This window comes from Flavobacterium sp. PLA-1-15 (assembly GCF_049060005.1).
Classification (GTDB): domain Bacteria; phylum Bacteroidota; class Bacteroidia; order Flavobacteriales; family Flavobacteriaceae; genus Flavobacterium.
Window position 1 is genome coordinate 49954 of sequence record NZ_JBMGQS010000022.1, and the last position, 8767, is coordinate 58720.

Here is an 8767-nt window from a genome sequence, read left to right on the forward strand (position 1 = left end):
GGCTATCACTAATGTGATAGCCTTTTTTATTAACATTTTTTTCAGACATATTTTTATATATTTGCTTTTCTATAAATTTTTAATAGTCATGAAATATTTTACTTTATTTATTTTCTTTTTTATTCAGCATGTTGTCTTTGCACAAACAGAAGAGCAAAAAAGAACCGTTATCTCTAAAACGGATGTTTTTGCTTTGAATGCATTATCAAAAGATATTCAAAAAAATGAAAATGCTAAGAAAGAGAGAATTGAAAAGTTCCTAGCCACAAATTCTGATGTTAAAAAGAGATATACAGCCACTGATGGTGCACTCTATGAGATCAAGGATATTGTAGATGGAAAACCAATTTATATTTCCAATCAAAATCAAGCCGCCGCTCAAGCTACTAAAACAGCCAAACTTCATAATGGTGGAGGATTAGGCTTGAATTTAGAAGGTCAGGATATGAGAATTGGTATCTGGGATGGTGGAAAGGTTATGTCTAACCATGTTGAGTTTATGAACGATGCAATTCCTGCTGTTACAAGAGTGACTACTCCTGATGAGCCTGTAAGCTCTACTCCTGATAGCCATGGTACTCACGTAGGTGGAACAATGGTTGCAAAGGGTGTTAATCCGGCAGCAAAAGGTATGGCTCCAAAAGCAAGTCTAGTATCTTATAATTGGATTAATGATGAGACAGAGGTGGTTTCAGAAATCACTAATAATGCATTATTGCTTTCTAATCACTCATATGGGGTGCCTATTGTAAATGACAATGGAGTTCAATTACCAACTTGGTATATGGGCTGTTATAACTCAGATGCGCGTGCATGGGATTTAATTGCTAACAACGCCCCTTATTATCTTATGGTAGCATCTGCTGGTAATAATGGAACTGATTCTTATGTGGGAGGATTGAAGTTTGGGTATGATAAGCTAACAGGTGAAAAAAATGCTAAAAATAATTTGGTGATAGCAAATGCAAATCCAACAGCCATTAATGGTGTGTTGATAAGTAATGTTATTAATACTTCTAGTAGTCAAGGACCATCTGATGATGGTAGAATTAAACCAGATATCGCAGCAGATGGGACTAGTTTATTGTCTACTTTTAATGCAGGTCCTACCTCTTATAATACTTTGTCAGGTACATCTATGGCTGCGCCTAATACATCGGGTACATTATTGTTATTGCAACAATATTACAGCCAATTGAATCCAGGAAATTTCATGAGATCGTCAACATTAAAGGGGTTAGTATGTCATACTGCTGTAGAAAGTGGTCCAAGTCCTGGTCCTGATGCAAAGTTTGGATGGGGATTATTGGATGCTGAAAAAGCGGCATTACTAATGCAAAAGTCATTTGATGCACAACCTACTGCTATCCTAACAGAAATAGTATTAAATCAAGGGGAAACATTCACCACACAAGTAAATGTCACAACTGCCCAAAAATTACAAGCCTCTATTTGCTGGTTAGATCCAGCTGGAAATTCTAGAGATAATCAATTGAATTTGGCTACACCAGCTTTGGTGAACGATTTAGATATAAAAGTTAAAAAAGGTACGGTAGTTACCTTGCCATGGAAATTGCAACTATCAGATGTTGCATTAGCAGCAATTAGGGCGGATAATACTGTTGATAACGTTGAGAGAATAGATGTAGATAATGCTTCTGGTATTTATACAATTGAAATCACGCACAAAGGTACTTTGCAAGGCGGTAGTCAAGCAGTGAGTTTGGTAGTTTCTGGTTTTAATACAACAACACTTTCTGCTCCCGAATTTGAGTTGAGTAAATTGTCAATTTATCCAAATCCAACAAATAATGTTCTAAATTTCAATTTAGGTGATGTTGCGTCAATAAATAATATCTCTATAATTGACATAACTGGAAAAGTTATTAGTACTAAATTTGATTTAAACTCTAAAACTATTGATGTTTCTAACCTTCAAGCAGGAGTATATTTTGTGAAGTTTGATTCAAATGGACAATCTTTAACTAAGAAGTTTATCAAGATGTAATCTTAATAAAATACATTGATTTAAATATAATTAGAACCCGCTTTATAGCGGGTTTTTTATTTTAGTTAACACAAAAAAAATTACCTTTGCTCAAATGTTTTACATAGATGGCAAAGAAGTTTTTAGTTTTTATAATTTTACTCCTATCAGTTACAGCTGTTGCGCAAAGAAAGCAAAAAGGGAATCTTCCTCCTGCTGGCCAGAATTCCAATGATAGAAGTAGTAATGCGGACGGAGAAAAACCTTTAAAAGCAAAAGCACCAAAGGCTTCAATAGACATGTATAGAGTTGTAACCCTTGAAAAAGATACCACTTACATTGACACTTCTCTAACAATTCAGAAAGAATATATTTATAATTATCTCCGAAGAGATAATTTTGGATTACTGCCATTTGCCAATGAAGGACAAACCTATCAAACCTTGCAATATGGTTTAAATGAATTTTCACCATTTCCAGAATTCGGTTTCAAGGCCAAACATTTTAACTTCCTTGAAGCAAATCAAATTAAATATTATTCAGTTGCTACTCCTTTAACAGAGTTATATTTCAAAACTGTTATGGAGCAAGGCCAATCATTGGATGCGTTTATAACATTAAACACTTCCGAAAGATTAAATTTATCGATCGCTTATAAAGGTGTTAGGTCATTAGGGAAATATGTGAATCAATTATCAAGTACCGGAAACTTTAGATTCACTACCAGTTATCATACAAAAAATAAAAGATATGCAGTAAATCTTCACATCACCTCCCAAGACATGTCAAATGGTGAAAATGGAGGAATAACAAATCCCCAGGATTTCGAAGGAAAGGATGCTAATTTTAAAGATAGGGCCAGGCTTAATGTTTATTTCCAAGACGCAAAGTCATTATTGGACGGTAACCGATATTTCGTAGATCACCACTTTCGTTTTAATAAAGAAGAAGGCGAGAATAATCTATATTTCGATCATCAATTCAATTATGAAAATAAATTTTTTGAATTTACGCAAGGATCACTTGTTTCATTGATACCTAATGAGCCACAAGATATATACATCCAAAGATTTGGAGATGCATACATAACAGCCAACATAAAAGATAAAACTAGGTACAACAGGATGTATAACAAAGTTGGTGCCACCTATGAAAATAAAACATTAGGTCAGTTTCAGTTCTTTGTAGAAGATTTCAGATACAATTATTATTATAATTCCATACTGGTTTTTGATGATGCTCCTACAATTCCAAGTTCCATAGGCGATCGAGTAAATACTTTGGGAGGTCAATACCGTTATCAAAAAGGAAGTTGGAATGGAAAAGCACTTTATTCAAAATCCATATCCGATCAAGAAATGTCTAATTTGGATTTATCAGCAACTTATACTTTGAACCAAGACAATGTATTCTCGTTTCAATACCAAAACCTCAGTAAATTGCCGGATCACATGTATAATCTTTACCAAAGTAGCTACAAAGCCTACAATTGGGTGAATGATTTCAAAAATGAAAAAATCAATAATTTTGAAGTAAAAGCCGAAACTCAATGGGCTAGTGCCTCACTACAACTTACAACCTTAAACGATAAATTGTATTTTAGCGACGACAGTAATGTTGAAGATATACTTTTAGTGTCTCCAAAGCAATATAATAATACAATTAACTACCTCTCGCTAAAAGTGAGTAAAGAGTTCCGTTTCGGAAAATTTGCGTTAGACAACACCATCCTCTATCAAAAAGTAGATCAAGACAATCCAATTTTAAATGTTCCCGAATTGGTTACAAGAAACACCCTCTATTTTTCTGATCATTTCTTCAAAAAAGCGATGTTTCTTCAAACAGGTATAACGTTCAACTATTTTACTAAATATTTTGCCAACGATTACAATCCGTTGATTGGAGAATTCTATGTGCAAAATCAAAAAGAAATTGGCGAATTCCCAATGTTCGATTTCTTCATCAATGCTAAAATTCGTCAAACCAGAATCTATCTAAAAGCAGAGCATTTCAATTCTAGCTTCACAGGAAATGATTTCTACTCGGCACCAAGCTATCCATACAGGGATTTTATGGTTCGTTTTGGACTCGTGTGGAATTTCTTCCAGTAATCTCAGGAACGAAACGCTCGGGCATTTTCAGTAATCCGTTTTCCTGCTTTCGGCAGTCGCTTTGGTATTTTTTGGTCAAAAATGCCAAGAGCTCCAACAATGCCTCAATCAGGGTTAGAGAAAATACCATAGCACTTTTGGAAACCACTTAAATATCAATACCTTTGCAACCATTTCGCAATAAAACCGCAAATAAAATGAAATACGCTAAAAATATATTAGAAACTATAGGTAATACACCATTAGTAAAGCTAAACAAAGTAACAAAAGAAGTAGATGCCTTGGTTTTGGCCAAAGTAGAAACCTTCAATCCAGGAAATTCCGTAAAAGACAGGATGGCCGTGAAAATGGTCGAAGATGCAGAAGCCGACGGACGCTTAAAACCAGGAGGAACCATCATCGAAGGAACTTCAGGAAATACAGGAATGGGATTGGCTTTGGCAGCAATCGTAAAAGGCTACAAGCTTATCTGCGTAATAACCGACAAACAATCAAAAGAAAAGATGGACATCCTTCGCGCCGTTGGAGCAAGAGTTGTGGTTTGTCCTACAGATGTCGAGCCAACTGACCCACGTTCCTATTATTCAGTTTCAAAAAAGTTGGGTGAAGAAACGCCAAATTCTTGGTACGTGAACCAATACGACAATCCATCTAATGCCATTGCTCATTACGAACAAACTGGTCCGGAAATCTGGGAACAGACGGAAGGCAAGATTACACATTTCGTAGTTGGAGTAGGAACTGGAGGAACAATTTCTGGAGTTGCGAAATATTTGAAAGAAAAAAATCCAAACATTAAAATTTGGGGAGTTGATACTTATGGTTCTGTTTTCAAGAAATACCACGAGACTGGAATTTTCGACGAAAACGAAATCTATTCCTATATTACAGAGGGAATCGGAGAAGACATTCTTCCTAAAAACGTTGATTTTTCTTTAATTGACGGTTTTACAAAAGTGACTGATAAAGATGCCGCAGTTTATACCAGAAAAATTGCTCTTGAAGAAGGAATATTTGTTGGAAATTCAGCAGGTTCTGCCATTAAAGGATTATTGCAGTTAAAAGAACATTTCAAGCCAGAAGATGTGGTTGTGGTATTGTTTCATGATTCAGGAAGCCGTTATGTAGGGAAAATGTTCAACGATGATTGGATGCGTGAAAGAGGTTTCCTTGATGAAGAAATCAAAAAAGCGGAAGACGTAATCAAAGACCATATCGATAAGCCATTGGTAATTGTTCGTACAGAAGAATTGGTTTCACATGCCATTGAAAGAATGCGTAAATACAAAATCTCGCAGATTCCAGTTATCGACGTAAATGGTTTTGTTGGTTCTGTTGACGAAACTGATTTGTTCCAAAGCTATGTTTCCGATAAAAATGTAGCTGAAAAGCCAATCCGTGAAGTAATGGGGAAACCTTATCCAGTTGTAAAAGTGGGAACTGCCATCGAGGAAGTTTCTAAACTTTTTACCAAAGATAATCAAGCCGTTTTGGTCGATTTAGGAAATGGTAAGCATCATATCATTACAAAATATGATATTATTGGTTCGATAAAATAATTTTGAAAATAATTTCCTAACAGGTTTCCAAAACATGTTAGGTATAATTAAAAGCATTGAAAGAAAAAAACATCTATATCATTGCAGGTTGTAATGGAGCGGGAAAAACAACGGCTTCGTTTACCATATTGCCCGAAATATTAGATTGTAAGGAATTTGTGAATGCAGATGAAATTGCAAAAGGACTTTCGCCGTTTCAACCCGAAAAAGTGGCATTTGAAGCAGGAAGAATTATGTTGGAAAGAATTGATGTGCTTTTAAAATCAGATGAAAATTTCGCTTTTGAAACAACACTTTCTACAAAATCCTACAAGCAGAAATTAATTTGGGCCAAGCAAAACGGATTCAAAGTAAAGCTTTTGTTTTTTTGGTTGCCCACAATTGAAATGGCAGTGAATCGTGTTGCAATTCGTGTTTCCGAAGGCGGACACAATATTCCAAATGATGTAGTTGCACGAAGATACGAACGCGGAATTGAAAACCTATTTAAAATTTACATACCTTTGTGTAACGATTGGGCAGTTTTTGATAATTCAGATGAAACCCCAGACTTGATCGCCGAAGGAATTGGATCAGAAGTAATTGTTGCAAATAAAAATAATTGGGATTTATTGAAATCTAAAAATATTTAAGATGAAAGAAGGAAAAGAAAGTCATTCAGAGTTTATTTCAAAAGTATTGAAAGGTTTAAAATTGTCTTCTGAACGAATGATAAAAAGCAAGATCGAAAAGAACCAATCATTGGTTATTATGCGTGATGGAAAAGTAATTACCATCAAAGCTTCGGAATTAAATAAATTGTAGATTTTTATATAAAATACAAAGCCTGACATTAATTTGTCAGGCTTTTTTTGTTTTTATAAGTTTAGGATTATTCTCCAATCAAAACTCCCGAAACATTCCAAAAACTAAAACTTCCCCCCTCAACTTCGCCAAGCGGAATTTTCACAAACATTGTATGTTTTCCTGCCTTCAAATCACCCAAGTCAATATAGATGGGATTGGTTGCCATTCCAGGACACCAATTGGAACGGCTATAATCAGAAGAAGATAGTCCATTTGTAAAATTCCCTGAAGCTGGATTGTACATTCGATACGAACCACAGTCTGTACGCCAAGGAACAAAACTGTAAGCTTCTTTTCCGTTTAAAGTAATTGTGTTTTTCTTTTGTAAATATTCATCGCCATTTTCCCAACCGCCATGTCCTGTAGTGATGTATCGTAATCTAGCATTTTTGATGTCTCTATCCAATGTAAAGCTTACTTCCAAGCCACTCTCGTTGTTGAACATCGTTGCATAATCCTGACCGGCCATTTCCATTACGTTTGTCGAATTAAAAATAGGGAATGCAATTGTGCTTTTTGGCGTTTTGTTTTCTTCGGCATGAATAGTCAAGTTCAAACTGATTTTATGACCGCCCTTGTCATAATTACCTATGAAAGTTCCAATGTACACTTCTTGATTGTCTAAAGCGGTAACAAGTTCCGAAATTTCTTGACGATAAAAAGCACTTTCTTCCCAAGTTTTATCCTTCAGTTGAAGATAATTGTATTGTTTTATTCCGAAAGGAGTAAAGAAGCGCATCAACTCAATCAGTGGTGAAAATTCTTCGGTGCGGACCATTCCCAAGTAGGATTTTCCATTCCCGTTTTCGTAGGAAGGAAGTGTCTTGGCTCCTTTTTGCAAGCCATCCAGAAATGAAATTTTAGAATCCATCGGAATCAAAAATACCGAACCTGTCCTGTCGTAGGCATCACCATTTGATTGCTCGGTCAAATCTACATAAATCTGACTTCCAGATGTAATCTTCGGAATTTTTACTTTTTTAAGAATGATAGTTCCGTTTCCAAATCGTAAAATGCTGTCATTTGATTTAGAAGCATCCGAAAAATTAATGATTTCATTCTCAAAAATCTTTATTGTTGTAAATCTGGCTTTCCAAAGCTGGTCCCTGTAAGACAACAAATCCATTGTTTTGAAATCCGATTTTGGCAATTCGACGTTTTCAGGAATGGCTTTCAATTTTTCAATCTTTATTGCCGTTATGATAAAATTATTATTGCGGTTCACTTCCAATACCAATCCTAAATTCTGACCCAAAATGCTTGGAGCTCCTTTGATGGCAACATCATTTGTGTACCAGATTTCTATGGTATTTGAATTAACAATCGTTTTGGCTTTTTTGCAATTGTAGCCTAATATTTTCTTTGTATCATTTAGAAATTCAAAGGTCTGCTTTGCCAAGGAAAGGCTGTCGATTGTGAAGATTTCTTTGGAAGGAGATAGTTTTGCAGTTTGAATGTAATGATTTGTTCTTCGTTCGATAAAAGATGCTTCATAAGGAAAAATCGCTTTTTTATTGATGATTTCTTCGGAGGTCAATACGGTCTGATTCGCATCGGCAAATATGATAATTGGGTTTTGTTGCTCAATGGGTTTTCCGTTGTAACTCTTTGAATAGGTAATCTTTAAGGTTTTTGGGTCTTTCTGAGCATTTGTGGCAAGTGAAAATATCAGTAAAATTGGGACAATGAAATATTTCATTTTGAAAAGTGGATTATTTTTACAAAAATAGATACTTCGAAACGAAAAATTTATTACATTTAAATAATCTTTCGAGATTAAAAGCCAAAATCAACCAATAAACGCCAAAAAAAATGAAAGAAGACTTCTTACATTATCTCTGGAAATTCAAAAAATTCGACACTTCGGATTTAGCAACTTTCAATAAGGAGAAAATCACAATCTTACATTCCGGACAATACCTTCAACTGGCTGGTCCTGATTTTTTTAATGCTCAAATCATTATTGGAAATCAAAAATGGGCAGGAAATGTAGAAATTCATCTCAAATCTTCCGATTGGTATGTGCATCATCACGAAAGGGATGTAGCTTATGAAAATGTAATCCTTCACGTAGTTTGGGAGCATGATACCGAAATTTTCAGAAAAAATAATACCGAGATTCCTGTACTGGAATTAAAAAATTATGTTTCTAAAACTACATTGGAAGCCTATCAATCTTTGATTTCACCAAAATCTTGGATTTACTGCGAAAAACAACTAAAAGAAATCAATGCTTTTACTTTCGAAAATTGGAAAGAGCGTTT

7 protein-coding genes are annotated in these 8767 nt (G+C 34.9%); 6 read left to right on the forward strand and 1 reads right to left on the reverse strand.

What is annotated here, in order from left to right; translation table 11 throughout:
- Nucleotides 1-88 precede the first annotated feature (88 nt).
- The 5 genes from ACI6PS_RS12525 to ACI6PS_RS12545 all read left to right on the forward strand — a co-directional run bounded on the left by ACI6PS_RS12525 (nucleotide 89) and on the right by ACI6PS_RS12545 (nucleotide 6461).
- The gene (locus ACI6PS_RS12525) at nucleotides 89-2008 is read left to right on the forward strand and encodes a S8 family serine peptidase (RefSeq protein ID WP_421012914.1); all 1920 of its coding nucleotides are present in this window, start codon (nucleotides 89-91) and stop codon (nucleotides 2006-2008) included.
- Nucleotides 2009-2115: 107 nt separating this feature from the next.
- Entirely contained in the window at nucleotides 2116-4098 is a 1983-nt protein-coding gene (locus tag ACI6PS_RS12530; RefSeq protein ID WP_421012915.1) for a putative porin, read from the forward strand.
- A 197-nt stretch (nucleotides 4099-4295) separates the two neighbouring features.
- A complete protein-coding gene (locus ACI6PS_RS12535; protein WP_421012916.1) occupies nucleotides 4296-5657 on the forward strand; it encodes a pyridoxal-phosphate dependent enzyme in 1362 nt (453 codons plus the stop codon).
- Nucleotides 5658-5713: 56 nt separating this feature from the next.
- A complete protein-coding gene (locus ACI6PS_RS12540) occupies nucleotides 5714-6289 on the forward strand; it encodes a zeta toxin family protein (RefSeq protein WP_421012917.1) in 576 nt (191 codons plus the stop codon).
- Nucleotide 6290: 1 nt separating this feature from the next.
- Nucleotides 6291-6461 (forward strand): hypothetical protein, encoded by a 171-nt coding sequence (locus ACI6PS_RS12545; protein WP_421012918.1) that lies wholly within the window; start codon nucleotides 6291-6293, stop codon nucleotides 6459-6461.
- A 67-nt stretch (nucleotides 6462-6528) separates the two neighbouring features.
- Here the strand turns inward: ACI6PS_RS12545 and ACI6PS_RS12550 are convergent, their stop codons facing one another.
- Nucleotides 6529-8202, reverse strand: coding sequence for a GLPGLI family protein (locus tag ACI6PS_RS12550; protein WP_421012919.1), 1674 nt, complete (start codon nucleotides 8200-8202; stop codon nucleotides 6529-6531).
- Between the two features lie 113 nt (nucleotides 8203-8315).
- Between ACI6PS_RS12550 and ACI6PS_RS12555 the strand changes: the two genes are divergently transcribed.
- Nucleotides 8316-8767 (forward strand): DUF2851 family protein (locus tag ACI6PS_RS12555; protein ID WP_421012920.1); only part of this gene is annotated, 452 nt, incomplete at its 3' end.

What these genes read in the sequence shown, in the direction of transcription:
- ACI6PS_RS12530 (WP_421012915.1), top strand. Translation starts at nt 2,116, where the DNA reads ATGGCAAAGAAGTTTTTAGTTTTTATAATTTTACTCCTATCAGTTACA.
- ACI6PS_RS12550 (WP_421012919.1), bottom strand. Translation starts at nt 8,202, where the DNA reads ATGAAATATTTCATTGTCCCAATTTTACTGATATTTTCACTTGCCACA.
- ACI6PS_RS12545 (WP_421012918.1), top strand. Translation starts at nt 6,291, where the DNA reads ATGAAAGAAGGAAAAGAAAGTCATTCAGAGTTTATTTCAAAAGTATTG.
- ACI6PS_RS12535 (WP_421012916.1), top strand. Translation starts at nt 4,296, where the DNA reads ATGAAATACGCTAAAAATATATTAGAAACTATAGGTAATACACCATTA.
- ACI6PS_RS12525 (WP_421012914.1), top strand. Translation starts at nt 89, where the DNA reads ATGAAATATTTTACTTTATTTATTTTCTTTTTTATTCAGCATGTTGTC.